Origin of the sequence: Nocardiopsis valliformis DSM 45023 (assembly GCF_000340985.1) — a bacterium.
GTDB classification, from domain to species: Bacteria; Actinomycetota; Actinomycetes; order Streptosporangiales; family Streptosporangiaceae; genus Nocardiopsis; species Nocardiopsis exhalans.
Genome location: NZ_ANAZ01000004.1, coordinates 167,791 through 185,677, shown reverse-complemented (window position 1 = coordinate 185,677; position 17,887 = coordinate 167,791). Strand labels below are relative to the sequence as shown.

General features: G+C 69.0%; 14 protein-coding genes and 2 pseudogenes. 8 read left to right on the top strand and 8 right to left on the bottom strand.

Features of this window, described 5'->3' with window-relative positions:
• Positions 1–41: 41 nt before the first annotated feature.
• From D457_RS0105450 to recO, 4 genes are all read right to left on the bottom strand, one after another.
• Positions 42–884 (bottom strand): SGNH/GDSL hydrolase family protein, encoded by an 843-nt coding sequence (locus D457_RS0105450; RefSeq protein ID WP_017579635.1) that lies wholly within the window; start codon positions 882–884, stop codon positions 42–44.
• Between the two features lie 127 nt (positions 885–1,011).
• Positions 1,012–1,845 carry an SGNH/GDSL hydrolase family protein gene (locus D457_RS0105445; protein ID WP_017579634.1) on the bottom strand — a complete coding sequence of 278 codons (834 nt, stop codon included), beginning with the start codon at positions 1,843–1,845 and terminating at the stop codon, positions 1,012–1,014.
• On the bottom strand, positions 1,845–2,672 hold the full coding sequence (locus D457_RS0105440) for an isoprenyl transferase (RefSeq protein WP_017579633.1): 828 nt from the start codon (positions 2,670–2,672) through the stop codon (positions 1,845–1,847). Before D457_RS0105440 ends, D457_RS0105445 begins: the two co-directional genes overlap by 1 nt.
• Entirely contained in the window at positions 2,669–3,400 is a 732-nt protein-coding gene (gene recO, locus D457_RS0105435) for a DNA repair protein RecO (RefSeq protein WP_026116359.1), read from the bottom strand. The genes D457_RS0105440 and recO overlap by 4 nt, the downstream gene beginning before the upstream one ends.
• 418 nt (positions 3,401–3,818) lie before the next feature.
• On the opposite strand from recO, the gene D457_RS0105430 reads away from it, so the two are divergent.
• Together D457_RS0105430 and D457_RS0105425 are read left to right on the top strand one after the other, a co-directional pair.
• The gene (locus D457_RS0105430; protein WP_017579631.1) at positions 3,819–4,664 is read left to right on the top strand and encodes a CAP domain-containing protein; all 846 of its coding nucleotides are present in this window, start codon (positions 3,819–3,821) and stop codon (positions 4,662–4,664) included.
• Between the two features lie 229 nt (positions 4,665–4,893).
• The gene (locus D457_RS0105425; RefSeq protein WP_017579630.1) at positions 4,894–5,337 is read left to right on the top strand and encodes a GNAT family N-acetyltransferase; all 444 of its coding nucleotides are present in this window, start codon (positions 4,894–4,896) and stop codon (positions 5,335–5,337) included.
• Between the two features lie 148 nt (positions 5,338–5,485).
• Here D457_RS0105425 and leuA read toward each other — a convergent pair whose 3' ends face one another.
• Positions 5,486–7,186 (bottom strand): 2-isopropylmalate synthase, encoded by a 1,701-nt coding sequence (leuA, locus tag D457_RS0105420; RefSeq protein ID WP_017579629.1) that lies wholly within the window; start codon positions 7,184–7,186, stop codon positions 5,486–5,488.
• A 694-nt stretch (positions 7,187–7,880) separates the two neighbouring features.
• Between leuA and D457_RS0105410 the strand changes: the two are divergent.
• Positions 7,881–8,168 (top strand): annotated as a pseudogene (locus D457_RS0105410) (zinc carboxypeptidase); the annotation flags it as partial.
• 367 nt (positions 8,169–8,535) lie between these two features.
• Here the strand turns inward: D457_RS0105410 and gcl are convergent.
• The 3 genes and pseudogenes from gcl to D457_RS0105395 all read right to left on the bottom strand — a co-directional run bounded on the left by gcl (position 8,536) and on the right by D457_RS0105395 (position 12,424).
• Entirely contained in the window at positions 8,536–10,251 is a 1,716-nt protein-coding gene (gene gcl / locus D457_RS0105405) for a glyoxylate carboligase (RefSeq protein ID WP_026116357.1), read from the bottom strand.
• Between the two features lie 246 nt (positions 10,252–10,497).
• Positions 10,498–11,427, bottom strand: a pseudogene (locus D457_RS0105400) (2-hydroxy-3-oxopropionate reductase); the annotation flags it as partial.
• A 199-nt stretch (positions 11,428–11,626) separates the two neighbouring features.
• The gene (locus D457_RS0105395; protein WP_017579624.1) at positions 11,627–12,424 is read right to left on the bottom strand and encodes a hydroxypyruvate isomerase family protein; all 798 of its coding nucleotides are present in this window, start codon (positions 12,422–12,424) and stop codon (positions 11,627–11,629) included.
• A gap of 441 nt (positions 12,425–12,865) precedes the next feature.
• Between D457_RS0105395 and uraD the strand changes: the two genes are divergently transcribed.
• The 5 genes from uraD (at position 12,866) to D457_RS0105370 (ending at position 17,836) form a co-directional block, all read left to right on the top strand.
• Positions 12,866–13,420, top strand: a complete 555-nt coding sequence (uraD, locus tag D457_RS0105390) for a 2-oxo-4-hydroxy-4-carboxy-5-ureidoimidazoline decarboxylase (protein ID WP_017579623.1) — start codon at positions 12,866–12,868, stop codon at positions 13,418–13,420.
• Positions 13,417–13,761 carry a hydroxyisourate hydrolase gene (gene uraH, locus D457_RS0105385; protein ID WP_017579622.1) on the top strand — a complete coding sequence of 115 codons (345 nt, stop codon included), beginning with the start codon at positions 13,417–13,419 and terminating at the stop codon, positions 13,759–13,761. The genes uraD and uraH overlap by 4 nt, the downstream gene beginning before the upstream one ends.
• A 215-nt stretch (positions 13,762–13,976) precedes the next feature.
• Positions 13,977–14,873: a factor-independent urate hydroxylase gene (pucL, locus tag D457_RS0105380; protein WP_026116356.1), complete on the top strand. Its 897-nt coding sequence runs from the start codon at positions 13,977–13,979 to the stop codon at positions 14,871–14,873.
• Between the two features lie 413 nt (positions 14,874–15,286).
• The gene (locus D457_RS0105375; RefSeq protein WP_017579620.1) at positions 15,287–16,813 is read left to right on the top strand and encodes a nucleobase:cation symporter-2 family protein; all 1,527 of its coding nucleotides are present in this window, start codon (positions 15,287–15,289) and stop codon (positions 16,811–16,813) included.
• Positions 16,814–16,891: 78 nt separating this feature from the next.
• Positions 16,892–17,836, top strand: a complete 945-nt coding sequence (locus tag D457_RS0105370) for a LysR family transcriptional regulator (protein WP_017579619.1) — start codon at positions 16,892–16,894, stop codon at positions 17,834–17,836.
• Positions 17,837–17,887: the final 51 nt, after the last annotated feature.

The window sequence follows — 17,887 nt, the reverse complement described above, 5'->3', positions numbered from 1 at the left end:
ACACGTGTGCGGCCCCCGGTGTCGAGGGCCGCACGGCGTGGTCAGTGGTGATCCCGGCTCTGCGGTGGGTCGCAGCGTTCCAGGGTGGGGCGTTTGGCGTGGACGCCGTCGCCCGAGGAACGGCCAGTGAGGCGGCGGTGGATCCACGGGACGAGGAACTCGCGGGCCCAGTGCAGGTCCTCCTGGCGGGCGGCGCGCCAGTCGCGGGGCGCGGGGGGCGGCCAGGGCTCGTTCCAGTCGCCGTCGACCGGGATGTCTAGGACCTCGCACACGCGCAGGGCCAGGCGCCGGTGGCCCTCCGAGGACAGGTGGAGGCGGTCCCAGTTCCAGGCGTGCGCGTCCGAGAAGATCTTCATGCTCCACACGTCGACGACGTCGCAGCCGTACTTGTCGGCGACGGCGCGCATGTGCATGTTGTAGGTGGCGATCTTGCCGCGCAGGTGGCGCATGACCGGCTGCCAGTTGGTGTCGAAGCCGGTGAAGATGACCACCCGGGCTCCGGTGGCGCGCAGGTCGCCGATCATCGACTCGAAGATCTCGACAACCTGGTCGGGGTCGCTGCCCGGGCGGATGATGTCGTTGCCGCCCGCGCAGACGGTGATGAGGTCGGGCTTCATCTCGACCGCACGCGGCACCTGCTCGTCGCGGATCTGCGCGATGAGGCGCCCGCGGATAGCGAGGTTGGCGTAGCGGACCTCGGGCACGTGGTCGGCGAGGTGTTCCGCCACGCGGTCGGCCCAGCCTCGATAGCGGCCGTTGGGCACGCTGTCGCTGTCCGGGTAGTGGTCGCTCATGCCCTCGGTGAAGCTGTCCCCGAGGGCGACGTAGGACAGAATGTCCTTGCTTTTCAGGTCACCGGGAGATCCGGTCGGCACACCGCTCATGGTGTTCGATGATGCTACTCAAGGCCCTGGTTACGCGACAGTAGGTAGATGGTTTGTCGCTTTTTGGGGCTGAGCTCACACCATGGGCGGTGTGCCCGGAAACGTCGCGCCAGACGTGGCAGCGGCGTCAGCGGTCCTTGGTGAGCGGGGTGAGCTCGGGGCGCTTGGCGGTCACCGTGTCACCCGAGGACTTACCGGTGAGCCTGCGCCCGATCCACGGCCCCAGGGACTCCTTGACCCAGTGCAGGTCGTCCCGGCGCGCCTCGGTCCAGCTGACCGGGTCCGCCTCGGGCCAGGGCGCGTCCCAGCGCTCCTCGGTGGGCACGCCCAGGACCTCGGCCACGCGCAGGGCGAGGCGTCGGTGGCCCTCCGGGGACATGTGCAGCCGGTCCTCGTCCCAGGCACGGGAGTCCGTGAGCACGTCCATGGACCACTGGTCGACCAGGAAGCAGTCGTGCTTGTCGGCGATCGCGCGCACGTTCATGTAGTAGCGCGCGAACAGGCCGATGGTGCCGCGCATGTAGCCCGTGGCCACGTTCACGCCGGTGAAGAGCACGACCTGGCTGCCCTTGGCGCGCAGGCGGCCCACCGTGTGGTCCAGGATCTTGGCCAGGCGCTCGGGGTCGCCGGCGGGGCGCAGCAGGTCGTTGCCGCCCGCGCACAGGGTGACCAGGTCCGGGGCCATCTCCAGGGCGGGCGGGACCTGGTCGGTGACGATCTGGCGGATGAGCTTGCCGCGCACGGCGAGGTTGGCGTACTCGATCCCGCCCGTGTGGTCGGCCAGGTGCTCGGCCAGCCGGTCCGCCCAGCCGCGGAAGACACCGCCGCCGTCCGGGTAGGGGTCGCCCACGCCCTCGGTGAAGCTGTCACCGAGCGAGGCGAGCGTCATCCCGGGCCTGATCAGCGGGGACTCCGACCCCGTGGAGTCCGCGGCCTTCTGCGAGCCGTTGCCTTCGGCCATCACTTCTTCTCCTCCTCCACCGGGTTGGGTACTGCCCCGCCGTAGCGGCGGTCCCGGCTCGCGTACATCTCACAGGCTCGCCACAGGTCGCGGCGGTCGAAGTCGGGCCAGAGCGTCTCCAGGAAGACGAACTCGGCGTAGGCGGACTGCCACAGGAGGAAGTTGGACAGCCGCTGCTCACCCGAGGAGCGCACGAACAGGTCCACCGGCGGGACGTCCGGGGCGTACAGGTGCTGGGAGAGGGTGTCCTCGGTGATCTTCTCCGGGGAGATCTGCCCGGCGGCGGCCTGCCTGGCCAGCTCGCGCGCGGCGTCCACGATCTCGGCCTGTCCGCCGTAGTTCACACAGAACTGGAGGGTGAGCCTGGTGTTGTCCTTGGTCATCTCCTCCGCGTCCTTGAGCTCCTTGATGACGCTCTTCCAGAGCATCCCGGAGCGTCCGGCCCACTTGACGCGCACGCCGCGGGCGTGCAGCTCGTCTCGGCGGTTGCGGATGGTGTCGCGGTTGAAACCGAGGAGGAAGCGCACCTCGTCGGGCGAGCGCTTCCAGTTCTCGGTGGAGAAGGCGTAGGCCGACAGATGGGGGACGCCCATCTCCAGGGCGCCCTCGATCACGTCGAAGAGCGAGGACTCACCGGCCTTGTGGCCCTCGGTGCGCGGCAGGCCGCGTTCCTTCGCCCAACGGCCGTTGCCGTCCATGACCACGGCCACGTGGCGGGGCACCAGGTCGGCAGGGAGCTGCGGGGGCCGGGCCCCGCTGGGGTGCGGGACGGGCGGGGTGTAGTCCCGCTCGCGCCGCTTACCGTTGTCGAAGCTGAACAGACTCAAGAACGCTCCACATGGCGCAGTGATCGGATTCCGTTTTCCAGGTGCCACTGTAGGTAGGCCGCGACCAGCCCGCTGCACTCGGAGCGGTACTTGCCGTCGCTGGCGTCCGCGCTGTCCCAGTCGCCCCCGAGCAGCGCCGACATGAGTCGGAGCGTGTCCGGTGAGGGGTGCGTGGAACCGTGGGGACGGCACACCGAGCAGACCATACCGCCGGCGTGGACCGCGAACGCACGGTGCTCCCCCCGGCTGCCGCAGCGGGCGCACTCGGTCAGGGCCGGGGCGTACCCGGCCACGGACAGGGACCGGAGGAGGTAGGCGTCCAGGACCAGCCGGGAGTCGTGGCTTCCTTCTCCCAGGGTACGCAGGGCGCCGATGAGCAGGAGGAACTGGCGTAGGGCCGGGTCCTTCTCCACGGCGACGATCTTCTCGGCGGTCTCCAGCATCGCGGTGGCGGCGGTGTAGCGGGCGTAGTCGGACACGACCGCGGCCCCGTAGGAGCGCACGGTCTCGGCCTGGGTGATGACGTCCAGGGTCCGGCCGGTGTGCAGCTGGAGGTCGACGTGGGTGCACGGCTCCAGCCGGGCGCCGAAGCGCGACTTGGTGCGGCGCACGCCCTTGCCGACGGCGCGCACCAGCCCGGTGCGGCGGGTCAGAAGGGTGACGATGCGGTCGGCCTCGCCCAGCTTCTGGTTGCGCAGGACTACGCCTTCGTCGCGGTAGAGACTCACGGTCCCATTGTCGCGGATGGCACCGACCGTCCCGTGCGGTCCGGTACGGACCACCGACGCGGGTTTCCCGGTGTCCCGACGACGCGCACCACCCTGAACTGGTTTATTACGGTTTGGATTCCCTTTTTCGGATATTTGCTCTACTCTCACGCGCTAGGGCCTGATGGTTTCGGTCCCGCCGCCCCTCCCCCGCGGCTCTGACGACCGAGACCGTAAACCTGGCCCGATCGATACGAAGCCACTGATTTCTCACGTGGCCATGGGCACGGGAAGACCCGACCCGGGGAAGACCCACCCCGGCGGCGGAACCCCGTCGGGACCCCAGGTCCCCGACCACCCCACAGGGGTGCCCGAACTATTCCCCACCCGGCACGGAAGGCAGAGCGATATGACGCGAGGTCGCCGAGGCAGGCGCAGAATGAGCGCTCGCGAACAGCGCTCGGAGCACGAGGAACCACGCAGGAAGGGTAAGAAGGCCAGGAAGGTCCCGCTGGTCGCCGCGATGGCCGCGATCCCGGTGGGCCTGACCCTGGCCGGGGCCCTGGTGCTCTCCGTAGTCGGTAACGACGCGGACCCCGCGGACGGCACGACCGCCGCTGGTGTCGGCGAGGTGGGCGGCGCGATCAGCGACGACTCCAACGCTCCCGACACGGCCACCGACGACTTCTTCGAACCGCCCACCGACGCGCCCGAAGCCGCTGAACCCCAGGGGGACAGCGGCCCGCAGAGCACCGCGGTCACCGCTTCGTCGTCCGCCGAGGACTCCGAAGACTCTGGGGTCGAGGAGGACGCGGGCGGCCGCGGCGGTGGCGGCAGCGGAGGCGGAGGCAACAGCTCCGGTGGTGGGAACGGTGGCGGCGGCAACGGGGGCGGGGGCGGCAGCAACCAGGCCGCCGGCGGTCCCAGCGCCTCGGCCGTGGTGACCCTGGTCAACAGCGAGCGCGCCGCGAACGGCTGCGGCCCGCTGCGCGTGGACGACCGGCTGACGGCTGCCGCCCAAGAGCACAGCGAGGACATGGACGCCCGTAACTACATGGCGCACGAGAGCCCCGACGGCGAGGGCCCGGGCGATCGTGCGAGCAGGCACGGGTATGACGCGTGGGGCGCCGAGAACGTCGCGAAGGGGCAGCGCACCGCCGACCAGGTCATGGACGCGTGGATGAACAGCCCCGGTCACCGGGCCAACATCCTCAACTGCGGCCTGGTCGCCATCGGTGTCGGCGAGGCCAACTTCGCCTGGACCCAGAAGTTCGGCTGGGAGTAGTCAGCACCGGCTGGCAGGGACACAGGAGGAACAGCGAGAGCGGGGCCGTATCCCCGATGGGGGTGCGGCCCGCTCTCGTCATGCCGGGCGGGCGGCCGGGCATCTCCGGTACGAACCGCCCGGCCCCGAAGGGGCGAGGAGAGTGTGCCGGTGATTGCCAGGAGCAGGTCGAGAAGGAACCGCCAGCCGGGTGACCAGCACCACAGAACGGATGGCTAAAGTGCTTCGGGTGAGCATCGAGATCCGGCCCGCGACCGGCACCGACCTACCCCACGTCCTGCGACTCCTCGGTGAGATGTACCCGGAGGACCCCGTGCTGTCAGCGGCTCGGTCCGCCCGGATCTGGGCGGAGATCGAGGCGCAGAGCGGCAGATCCATGCTGGTTGCGCAGGACCACTCGGGTGATCTGTTGGGCACTGTGGACTGTGTGGTCATGCCGAACCTGAGCCGGGGCGGTCGGCCGCGCCTGGTCATGGAGAACCTGATCGTGTCCGAGTCCCACCGGCGCCGGGGTGTGGGCCGCCTGCTCATGAACGAGGTGCGGCGGACCGCCGAGCGGGAGGGCTGCTACAAAATCCAGTTCCTCGCCGCCGAGGACGCCTACGTGCACACTTTCTACCGCTCCTGCGGGTACTCGCAGTGGGAGGGCGGCGGGTTCTACCTGTACCTGTGATCTCATTCCCCCGAAGACACGGGACGGGGCCCGCGACGCGGGCTGGATCTCCAGCCGTGGTCGCGGGCCCCGTTCGTTCGGTGCCAGGGGCAGCCGGTCGCGGCGGGCCAATCGCCGCGATTCGGGTGTGTGGTTCAGGTGGTGCGGGTCAGGCGCGGCCGATGGCGCTGCACATGGCCTTCAGCGAGGCCGTGGTGATGCTGCTGTGGATTCCCACGCCCCACACCGTCTTACCGTCGATCTCGGCCTCCACGTAGGCGGCGGCGCGGGCGTTGCCGTCCTCGCCCATGGAGTGCTCCACGTAGTCGATGACCCGGACCTTGACGTCCACGTCGGCCAGGGCGTCACCGAAGGCCGAGATGGGGCCGTTGCCGGTGCCCTTCAGCTCGCGGATCTCACCGTTGACGCGGGCGTCGGCCTCGATCGTGTAGGTGCCGTCCTCGGCGGTGCTGGAGCGGTGCGCCAGAACCGCCACGGGGCCCTGGTCGGCCAGGTAGGTGTCGGAGAAGATGTCCCAGATCTTCTCGGCCTGGAACTCGCCGCCATCGGTGTCCATGTGGCCCTGGATGACCTGGGAGAACTCGATCTGCAGGCGGCGCGGCAGGTCCAGCGAGTGGTCGCGCTGCATGATGTAGGAGACGCCGCCCTTGCCGGACTGGCTGTTGACCCGGATGACCGCCTCGTAGTTGCGGCCCACGTCCTTGGGGTCGATGGGCAGGTACGGGACGTCCCACGGGTAGTCCTCGACGGCCTTGCCCGCCTCTTCGGCGCGGGCGTCCAGGTCGGTGAAGCCCTTCTTGATGGCGTCCTGGTGGGAGCCGGAGAAGGCCGTGTAGACCAGGTCACCGCCGTAGGGGTGGCGGGGCGCGACCGGCAGCTGGGTGCAGTGCTCGACCGTGCGGCGGATCTCGTCGATGTCGGAGAAGTCGATCTTGGGGTCCACGCCCTGGCTGAACAGGTTCATGCCCAGGGTGACCAGGCAGACGTTGCCGGTGCGCTCGCCGTGGCCGAACAGGCAGCCCTCGACGCGGTCGGCGCCGCCCATGACGGCCAGTTCGGCGGAGGCCACCCCGGTGCCGCGGTCGTTGTGCGGGTGCACGGACAGGACCACGTGCTCGCGCCGCGACAGGTTGCGGCTCATCCACTCGATCTGGTCGGCGTAGACGTTGGGCGTGGAGCGCTCGACGGTGGCGGGCAGGTTCAGGATGATCTCGCGGCCCGGTCCGGGCTGCCAGACGTCCATGACGGCCTCGCAGACCTCCAGGGCGAAGTCCAGCTCGGTGTCGACGAAGATCTCCGGCGAGTACTCGTAGCCGAAATACTCGGTGTCACCCAGGTACTGCTCGGCGAAGCGCATCACGTGGCGGGTGCCCTCGACGGCGATGTTCTTGCAGGCCTGGCGGTCGACCCGGAAGACGACACGGCGGAAGGTGGGCGCGGTGGCGTTGTACAGGTGCACGGTGGAGCGCTTGGCGCCGACCAGGCTCTGCACGGTGCGCTCGATCAGGTCCTCGCGCGCCTGGGTCAGTACGGAGATCTGTACGTCGTCGGGGATCAGGTCGTCCTCGATCAGCGACCGGACGAAGTCGAAGTCGGTCTGGCTGGCGGAGGGGAAGCCGACCTCGATCTCCTTGTAGCCCATCTTGACCAGCAGCTGGAAGATCTCGTGCTTGCGGGCGGAGTCCATCGGCTCGATCAGCGCCTGGTTGCCGTCACGCAGGTCGGTGGACAGCCAGCGGGGCGCTTCGGTGATGGTCTTCGTGGGCCAGGTGCGGTCCGGCAGGTCCACCGGAGCGAAGGGCTCGTAACGGTGGAACGGCATGGGGCTGGTCTTCTGCTGCGGCACCATAACGGTGTAGCTCCTCGGGAAAAGTGTGGCGCGTGATGTCGTGGTCGACACGGCAAGCCGAAGTCCCGCGGCGAGGGGCCGACCTTTTAACGATCCCCGCCGCGGCCACTAAGAAGGAGGAGCTCGCGCAGCATAACGATCGTTACGCTAGCAGACCTGCGACGGAATCCGGTACCCGCTGTCCACATGATGGGACGGACCCTCGCTGAACTGCGGCGATTCGCACGCTTCCTGCGGATTTTAGATGATCGTTCAAAAGAGGTACCTCGACTTCAAGATACAGCCGGGAGCGGTTACCCTGGAGGGGAACCCTTCAGTGCTAGGGGGGTCATACGGATGCCGTCGGCGGGACCCAGGGTGCGGCCAACACCCGAGGCCTCGGCAGGCAGGTAAGCCCTACCGCCGCAGAGCCGGTACCGCCGACGGAGATCCTTTTTCAACGCCCGCCCCCGGAGCCAGGGGGCGGGCGTTTCTCTTGCCTCTTGCGCGTCACCTCAGAGAGGGCCGTCATCAGGCCGTCACGTCCAGGCGTGCTCACACCGGGCGTAGTCATGAAGCTCAGGCTTCCGTGTCGTACTCGGCCATCACTTCGGCCAACAGAACCGTGCCGCTGCGACCAGCACGCAGATTCTCAAGCCTGCTCTCCGCGAGGTGGACCGCCGTGCAGGTCTCGAGGCTTACCTCGATCTCCGCCAAGAGTCTGGGCGAGTACATGGCCGAGGCCAACGGCTACATCCCCCAGCAGTCCAGTGACCTCTACATCACGGACGGCTCGATCAACGACTGGCTGTGGGGCGACCAGGGCATCGTGAACTACACGTACGAGATGTACCCCTGCTCGCCCTGGGGCGGCGGCTTCTATCCGCCCTCGTCGGTGATCGAACGCGAAACCGCCCGCAACGAGGAGGCCGTCCTTCGCCTGCTCGACTACGCGGACTGCCCCTACCGCATCATCGGCGAGGAAGAGGCCTACTGCGGCTGACCTGAACCGCGCATCAGGACACCCCCAGGGAGCTCAGGAGAGCAAACCCGTACCAGCCGCTAACAAGAACAGCGCGGCGCCCGCCCCAGAAAGGGGTGGGCGCCGCGCTCAGACTGATCGTCCGCTCTTCAGAGATCATGGGCTCCGGAGAGTCCCGCAAGGGTGAACCGAGGGGCGGCACTGAGCCAGCGAAGAACGTTACCGCCCCTCGGGGTTGGTGGAGGCCCCCTCCTGCCGGTCGCGGAGGGGGCCTGAGCCACGGGGTCGGGGTGCAGGTCCGACCCCGTGGCGGTCTGTGGCGGGTCCGGGCCCCGATGATGCGCCCGGACCCGATGAACTCACCGGACTTTGCGGGGAACCACGCGAGTTACTCGCCGGGGACCGGCTCGAACTCCTTCACCGCGTTGATCGCCGGGCCGTGCGGGGTGTTGGCCTCGCGCTCGATCATGATCTCGACGAGCACCGGGCGGGAGGTGGTCTGGGCCTGCTTGCGCGCCCACTCCAGGGACTCCCGGATCTCCGAGGGCTCCCAGACGCGGCGGCCGGAGCAGCCGTAGGCCTCCATCAGCTTCACGCTGTCGGTGCCGTACTCGTCGTAGTGGATGTCCACCTGGTAGTTCATGTCGAACGGGATGGACGCCTGGCGGATCAGGCCCAGGTACTCGTTGTTGAGCATGATGATCACGTACGGCACGTTGTATTGCGCCGCGACCGCCAGCTCCTCGACCATGTACTGGAAGCCGTAGTCGCCGACGATGCCGACCACCTCGGCGTCCGGCTCGGTGTTCTTCAGCGCCTTCTTGACGCCGATGGCCGCCGGGATCTCCCAGCCGAGCGGGCCCGCCTGGCCGCAGATCTGGTAGTGGCGCGGCTTGTACGCCTTCTGGTGCTGGCCGCCCCAGATCTGGTAGAGGCCGATGGCGGTGACGAAGTAGGTGTCCTCGTCGAAGACCTCGTTGATCTCCTTGTAGACGCGGGGCGCCTTCACGGGGACGGTGTCGAAGTCCTCGCGGCGGGTCAGGGTGGACTTGAGCTCGTTGACGCGCTCGATCCACGCACCGACCTTCGCCGTGGCCTTGCGGCGCTTGGCGGCGGCCAGCAGTTCCTGGATGAACAGCTTGGCGTCGGAGACCACGCCCAGGTCGGGCTCGAAGACCCGGCCGATCTGGGTGGCCTCGATGTCCACGTGGATGAACTTGCGCTCACCGCGGTAGACGTCGATCTGGCCGGTGTGGCGGTCGGCGAAGCGCGCGCCCACGGCCAGGACCAGGTCCGACTCCAGGAAGGAGGCGTTGCCGTAGCGCTGGGAGGTCTGGACACCGGTCATGCCGGAGTACAGGGGCGAGTCCTCGTCGAAGGAGCCCTTGCCCATGAGGGTGACCTGGACCGGGACCTGGAGGTGGTCGGCCAGCTCGCGCAGGTCGTCGGAGGCCTCGGCCAGGATCACGCCGCCGCCGGCGAGGATGAGCGGGCGCTCGGCCGCCAGCAGCAGGTCCAGGGCTTTCTCGACCCGGGGCAGGTGCGGCTCGACCGTGTTGATCTTGAGCGCGGCGTCCAGCTCGGGGTCGTAGTCGATGATCTTCTGGGCGACGTCTACCGGAATGTCGATCAGGACCGGGCCGGGACGACCCTCCTGGGCGATCCGGAAGGCCTCGCGGAAGATCCACGGGGCGGTGGCCGCCTCCTTGATCTGCACGGCCCACTTGGTGACGGGCTTGGCGATCTCGACGATGTCGACCGCCTGGAAGCCCTCCTTGTCGAGCAGGTCGGTGCGCTGCTGGCCGGTGATGCACACGATCGGGACCGAGTCCGCGATGGCGGTGTATAGGCCGGTGATCATGTTGGTTCCGGCGGGGCCGGAGGTGCCGATGGCCACGCCGACCTTGCCGGTCGTACGCGACCAGCCGTCGGCCATGTGGGTGGCGCCCTCTTCGTGGCGGACGGTCAGGTGCTCGATACCACCGACGTCCTCCATCGCCTTGTAGAGGGGGAGGATCGCGGCGCCGGGGCAGCCGAAGGCGGTGTCGACGCCCTCGTCCTTGAGAACCTCCACGACGGCGTTCATCGCGGGCATTTTCGCCATGGGAGCGAACCCTTCAGTGCTGGGGTGGCTGGGGTGCCGGGGGCGTCCTGGCTGGGTGGACGTCCCCCGGCCATCCAGAGATGAGTGCTAGGGGTGGGGCGGCGCGCTCGTCTGCCTCCCGGGTGGGCCACCACCCGGGGACGACGCGACGTCCCGGTCATACGGACTGCTGTGGCTGGGGAAACCGCTGGTGTTGCTCTGCTACGGGTACTGCGGTGCGGCCGGGGTCCGGCCACTGCCTCCCGGCTAGTCGGCCTCGCGGCCGGAGAGCTCCAGGACGACCTTGAGCAGCGCGGAGTGGTCGAGACCGCCGTGCCCCTGGTTCTTGAGAGCGGCCACGTACTGCGCCACCTGCGAACCCAGCGGGATCGCCACACCGGCGGCGGTCGCGGAGTCGGTGATGATGCGCATGTCCTTGTCGTGCAGGGCGATGCGGAAGCCGGGCGCGAAGTCGCGCTCGCGCATGGCCTTGCCCTTGCGCTGGAGCACGGTGCTGCCCGCGAGCCCGCCGCCCAGGACCTCAAGGCCCGCCTCGGTGTCCACGTTGTGCGCCTCGAGGAAGACGAGGGCTTCGGCGAGGAGCTGGATGTTGCCCGCCACGATGAGCTGGTTCGCGGCCTTGACGGTCTGACCGGAGCCACTGGGGCCGACCAGGACCGGGGTGGTGCCCAGGACGTCGAAGACCGGGCGCGCGGCCTCGAAGTCCTCCTGCGCACCGCCGACCATGATGGACAGCTTGGCCTCGACCGCGCCGGCCTCGCCACCGCTGACCGGGGCGTCCAGGACGCGGAAGCCGCGCTCGGTGCCGACCGCGGCGAGCTCGCGGGAGACGTCGGGGCGGATGGTGCTCATGTCGATGACGAGGGTGCCGGGCTTGGCGTTGTCGTAGACGCCGCCCTCCCCGCGCAGGACCAGGTCGACGTCCGGGGAGTCCGGAACCATCGTGATGACGATGTCGGCGTCGGCGACCGCCTCGGCGATGCTCCCGCCGCGCAGGCCGCCCTCGGCGACCAGGGCGTCCTCGGGCTCGCGGCCCTTGTTGACACCGGTGACGGTGTAGCCGGCCTTGACGAGGTGGGTGGCCATGGGCAGGCCCATGATGCCCAGACCGATGAAGGCGATCTTCTTGGCGGCCATGTCGGCCCCTTTCCAACTGTGTGACTGTGTGGCTGTGCTGCGTGTGGTCGCAGTACTGCGTGTTGTTGCTGTTGTTGCTGTGGCTCTGTTGTTGCTGTGGCTGCCACGGGGTGCGGCTGGTGTGCGCGGCCCGGTGAGTCGCGGTGTGCTACGCCTTCCGTGCGGCGCGGTGCACCGCGCATCGGTGCGACGCGATGCGCTGCTCCGCGACTCGGCCGGGCCGCTGTGACCCGTGGGGTCAGCTCAGCCAGCCGAAGCTCTGCGCGCTGGGGACGGTCGGCTTGTACTCCAGGCCGACCAGGCCCCGATAGCCGCCGGCCTGAGCCGCGGTGAGGAGTTCGTCGATGGGCAGTTCGCCGGTGCCGGGCTCGCCGCGGCCGGGGGCGTCGGCGATCTGGATGTGCCCGAACTCGGCCGCGTGGTCGCGGACCACGGCGGCCACGTCGTCGCCGTTGACGGCCAGGTGGAAGAAGTCGGCGAGGAGCGCGACGTTCTCGGCCCCGGCCTCTCTGACCTTGGCGACAAAGGCCAGGCCCTCGGCGGCGGTCTTGAGCGGGTAGTCGTCGGAGCCGCTGAGGGGCTCGACGAGTACGGTGCCGCCGACCTTGGCGACCGCGTTGGCAGCGGCCACGGTGTTCTCCAGCGCGAGCCGGTCCTGCTCAGCCGGGTCCACGCCGTCCTGGCGCAGGCCGTAGAGGGCGTTGAACCCGGTGGTGCCGGTGCGTTCGGCGATCTGGGCGACCACCGCGGTGTTGGCGAGGAACTCGGCGGTGCGCGAGGGGTGGGAGAGCACGCCTCGGTCGGGGCCGGGGAGCTGGCCCGCGAAGAAGTTGAGGCCGCTGAGGCGCACGCCCGCGTTGTCGAGGGCGGTGACGAAGGCGTCGATCTCCGCCTGCTCCGGGGTGGCGGTCTCGAAGGGCCACCAGAACTCGACGGCGTGGAAGCCCGCGTCGCGTGCGGCCTGGGGGCGCTCGTTGACGGGGAGCTCGGTGAACAGCAGGGAGCAGTTCACCGTGTACCCGAGTGTGTGGCTCATGCGTTGCCTCCGACATCCACTTCCGTATTGCGGAAAGTAGTTTTCACTTTAAGGAATGCCTTGAGTGTGGGGTGGGCCACCGCCGCTTGTCAACCACCCGGCCGAACCGAAGTTCGGATGGACCTCCAGCAGACCCCCGCCGGACACGCGTCGAACCCCGGCGCGACGCCTGCACGAACCGACAGCAACGGCCCCAACCACCCCCTACACCTCGCCAGCACGCAGGAACTTCGCGATTTCTTTGTGCGGAGACACAGATTCGACTGTTTTTCCGAGATCCCCCCTTGCCAGTGTTGACAAGGTCACACTGTCATCAACTAGAGTCCCTCCAATCCGTAATACGGAATCAGCTATCTGCACTACGAAAGCCCAGGCCGGTTCGACGGTCCTCTGCCCTCCACGGCGGGGAGCCCGAGCACCGGCCGAGCCACGGGAGAACACATGCCCGAGACCACCCCGGACCAGCCGGGGGGCGCCCCCGACCCGGGTCTGGCGCGTCTGAACGCCCTCTCCAAGGAGGACCTGCGCACCGAACTCGCGCAGTGCCTGAACGTGGACCGCTGGGTGGAGGCCGTCGCGTCCGAGGCGCCCTACTCCGACCGCGAGACCCTGATCGCGCGGGCCGACAGCCACGCGCGCGGAATCACCTCCGACGAGGTCGCCACCGCCCTGGCCCGCCACCCCCGTATCGGGGAGAAGGCCAAGGGACAGGACACCGAGTCGGCGTGGTCGCGCGGTGAGCAGTCGGCGTTCGCCGCCGACACCGACGACGCCTCCGCCCGGGTTCAGCGGATCTTCACGTTCGCGCAGGGTGAGTACGAGGGAAGGTTCGGGCAGATCTACCTTGTCTGCGCCAGCGGCCGCAGCAGCCGCGAACTCCTCGCGGACCTGGTCGCCCGGCTGGACAACGACCGCGACACCGAGCTGACCATGGTCGGCGAGGAGCTCCGCAAGATCTCCGGACTCCGCCTGGTCAAACTCCTGGAGGCAGCATGAGCCACGTGACCACCCACATCCTGGACGCCGCCCTGGGCAAGCCCGCCCGCGACGTTCCGGTCCGTCTGGAGGCCGCGGTCGACCCCGGTCGCAGCTCCTGGAAGACCGTCGCCGAGGGCCGCACCAACAGCGACGGCCGCGTGCCCGACCTGGGGCCCGAGCAGCTCTCCGCGGGGTACTACCGGGTCGTCTTCGACACCGGGTCCTACTTCGAGGCGAGCGGACAGAAGGGGTTCTACCCCGAGGTCAGCATCGTGTTCGACCTCGCCGAGGAGGACCAGCACTACCACGTACCGCTGCTCCTGAGCCCGTTCGCCTACTCGACCTACCGGGGCTCGTAGCCGGTCCCCAGCCAGCGAGCGCCCGGTACCCCACCCCATCGGCCAGGAGCAGCCAAGGCCCCACCACCAGCTGAAACATCTCAACCTCTTCGAGTGCGTGACAGGTCCTTCCGCATGACCACAGCGGTCCTCCCTCATACGCACAGCGCACCGACGCGAACGCAAAGCGCGGCGCAAGCGATGAAACCGAATCCACACGGATGGAGTTCACCCTGATGGGCATCAAGCTCGGAGACAACCAGTACGGCAAGGCCGAGGTCCGCCTCGTCCACGTCAAGCGCGACACCGCCGTCCACCAGATCAAGGACATCAACGTCACCTCGCAGCTGCGCGGCGACCTTGAGGAAGTCCACACCGTCGGCGACAACAGCAAGTGCCTGCCGACCGACACCCAGAAGAACACCGTCTACGCCAAGGCCCGTGAGTGGGGCGGCGTCGGCGCGATCGAGGACTTCGCGCTGCGTCTGGCCCGCCACTTCGTGGACGAGCACGAGTACGTGTACGGCGCCCGCCAGGAGATCCAGGAGTACTCCTGGGACCGGATCGCCACCGCGAAGGGCCCGCACGACCACGCCTTCTCCCGCAACGGCGCCGAGACCCGCACCACCGTCGTCAACAAGGACGGCGACAAGGAGTGGGTGGTCTCCGGCTTCGAGGGCCTGACCGTCCTCAAGTCCACCGGCTCGGAGTTCCACGGGTACCCCAAGACCCGGTACACCACGCTCCCCGAGACCAACGATCGGATCCTGGCCACCGACGTCACCGCCCGCTGGCGCTACGTCGGCACCGAGCACGACTTCGACAAGTCGTACGCCTCCGTCCGGGCCCTGTGCCTGGAGGCCTTCGCCGAGACGCACAGCCTCGCCTTGCAGCAGACGCTGTACGCGATGGGCACCGCCGTCCTGGAGGCCCACCCGGAGATTGCCGAGATCCGGTTCTCCATGCCGAACAAGCACCACTTCCTGGTCGACCTGTCCTCCTTCGACCTGGACAACCCCAACGAGGTCTTCTTCGCCGCCGACCGCCCCTACGGCAAGATCGAGGCGACGGTCGAGCGGGACGACGCCCCCGAGGCGGGCGACGCCTGGAAGGCCGTTCCGGGTTTCGTCTAGCCCCTTCCGGGTGATGGCCCCGGTGAGTGCCGCGCGCTCGCCCGGGCCCTCCCCCGCGCTCTTTCGAGCTCCCTGAACACCGGGGCCCGTGCGTGCGGCCGGGCCCCGGATTCTCCGCCCCGAACCGGTCGGACCCGTGATCGGTCGAGACTCCGGGAACTCGAGGGCTTCGGATACACGAAGTCTTCGGGACTCTCTACCCCGGAACCGACTCAAACGTGGATCGACCGCGGCCGGGGCACCCACCCGAGGTCTCCCTCGCCTGCCCACCCAGAACTGGGCTACACCGGCCTTTGGCATGCCTGAAAACAGGCGTTCCGATCAGCCAGGGCCGGCGCGACACCACCGGGCACCCGCCCGGAGAACCCGGTCACCCCCGTGGTGGCCAACAACCCGAAGGCTGGAAACTGGCCATGTCGAACAGTCCGTCCGCGAAGGACTCGGCCACAACAAACGCCACGACCCCCACTCGTCCCGAGGACGAGAAGCTGCCCCTGCGGCTCATGCTCGTCTACGGGCTCCAGCACATCCTCACCATGTACGCCGGTGCGGTGGCACCGGCACTCGTCATCGGCGCCGCCGCTGGGCTCGCGAACGACCCCGCCGCCATGGGAATCCTCGTCAGCGGCGCACTCCTGGTGGCGGGTATCGCCACCCTGATGCAGACCGTCGGCCACAAGCGGATCGGCGCGCAGATGCCGATCGTGGTGGCCTGCTCCTTCGTCCCCGTCAGCGCCATCACCGCCCTGGCCGCCGGCCAGAACGGCGAGAACCTCCCCGTGGCCTTCGGCGCGTCGATCGCCGCGGGTGTGTTCGCCCTGCTGCTGACCCCCTTCTTCGGGCAGCTGATCCGCTTCTTCCCGCCGATCGTCACGGGCACGATCATCACGGTGATCGGCGTCAGCCTGATGCCGGTGGCCGCCCGTTGGATCATGGACGGTTCCACCCGTGTCCTGGAGGACGGCAGCGAGGTCCCGGCCGCTCCCCTGGGCAACCTCGCCCTGGCCGGGCTGACCCTGGCCGTCATTCTCGTCGGCTCCCGCCTCTTCCCCGGCATCTGGGGGCGGCTGTCCATCCTGCTCGGCCTGGTCGTGGGCACGCTCGTCGCGATCCCGCTCGGCATGGCCGACTTCAGCCGGGTGGGCGAGGCCGACTTCGTGTTCAACCCGACCTCGGTGTTCTACTTCGGCGCGCCGCAGTTCGAGATCGCCGCGATCATCACCATGTGCATCATCATGCTCGTGGTCCTGACCGAGGGCGCCTCGCACATCATCGCGGTCGGTGAGATCACCGGTTCCAAGGTCGACGCCAAGCGCATCTCCGCCGGTCTGCGCGCCGACGTCAGCGGTTCGATCATCGGTCCGATCTTCAGCGCCACCCCCACCAGCTCGTTCGCGCAGAACATCGGCCTGCTCGCGCTGACCGGGATCCGCAGCCGCTACGTGGTCGCCACCGGCGCGGGCATCCTGCTGGTCCTTGGCCTGTTCCCGGTGCTCGGCGGGGTCATGGCCGCCATCCCCACCCCGGTTCTGGGCGGTGCCGGCCTGGTGCTGTTCGGCAGCGTCGCGGCCAGCGGCATCAAGACCCTGGCCAAGGTGGACTTCACCAACAACCTCAACCTGATCCTGGTGGCCGCCTCGGTGGGCGTGGCGATCATCCCGCTCGCCTACCCGACCTTCTACAAGTTCCTGCCGGAGTCAGTCGAGCTGATCGCGCACTCGGGCATCATCGGTGCGGCGATCGTGTCGATCCTGCTGAACATCTGCTTCAACGTGATCGGCCGCGGCCCCGCCTCTTCTCCCGCCGAGATCGACCAAGCGGACATCGGCAGCGCCGGGCCCGGTGAGGCCAAGTACACCGACCAGGCGGGCGCGACCTACCGCGGTTCGTCGTCGCAGGAGAGCGGGCGCGAGGGGACCGAGCACCCCGAACGGACCTGACCTCTCCGTACTCCCCCAGGGGCGGGCGCACCGTAACCGTGCGCCCGCCCCGCTTTCTGTTAAGCGAAGGTGAATGGTATGTCTGTGAGGGTGACCGACTGGGACCTGCGCAAGCTGCGCGTACTCCGCACCCTCGAAGAGCTCGGGACCGTCCGCGCCACCGCCGAGGCCCTTTCGATGACGCCTTCGGCCGTCTCCCAACAGCTGTCGTCGCTGTCCCAGCAGGTGGGGGTGGCGCTGCTGGAGGCGCACGGGCGGCGGGTCCGGCTGACGGACGCCGCGCACGTGCTGCTGCGGCACACCGACGTGGTGCTGGCCCAGTTGGAGCGGGCCGAGGCCGAGCTGGACGGGTACGTGCGCGGCGAGTCCGGGCGCGTGCGCGTGGGTACCTTCGCCACCGCCATCCCCGGGCTGGTGGTACCCGCGTTGAACGCCCTGCGCACGGCCCACCCGGGGCTGCGCACCCGGGTGCACCAGGCCGAGGCGGCCGAGGTGTACGAGCTGCTCTCCGCGGGGGAGATCGACATCGGCCTGTCCCTGGCCGCGCAGGCACCGACCGGCTCCGACGGCCGCTACGACCGGGCCGAACTGCTCACCGACCCCCTGGACGTGGCGGTGCCCGCCCAGCACCGGCTGGCCACCACCCCGGCGCTGCGGATGCGCGACCTCGCCGAGGAGCCGTGGATCTACGGGGCGTCGGGGCCCTGGCGGGAGATCACTCTGGCGGCCTGCGCCCAGGCGGGGTTCGCCCCCGAGCAGGCGCACGTGGCCTCCGACTGGCGGGCGATCCTGGACATGGTGGCGGCGGGCATGGGGGTGGCGCTGATCCCCCGGTTGGCAGCCGCCCAGGAGACACCGGGGGTCGCGCTGCGTATCCCGCACACGGACCAACCGCGCCGCCACGTGGTCACCGCGGTTCGCTCAGGCTCGGGTCAGCGCCCGCAGATCGCCCTCGCCCTCCAGGCCCTGGCCGAGGCCGCCGCGCATCTGAGCAACCCGATTGTTCAGCCAAAGCGAACATAGTGATCAAAAACTTTCGCTGGAATTAATCGGTTTCTCCTGCGAACCTGGAAA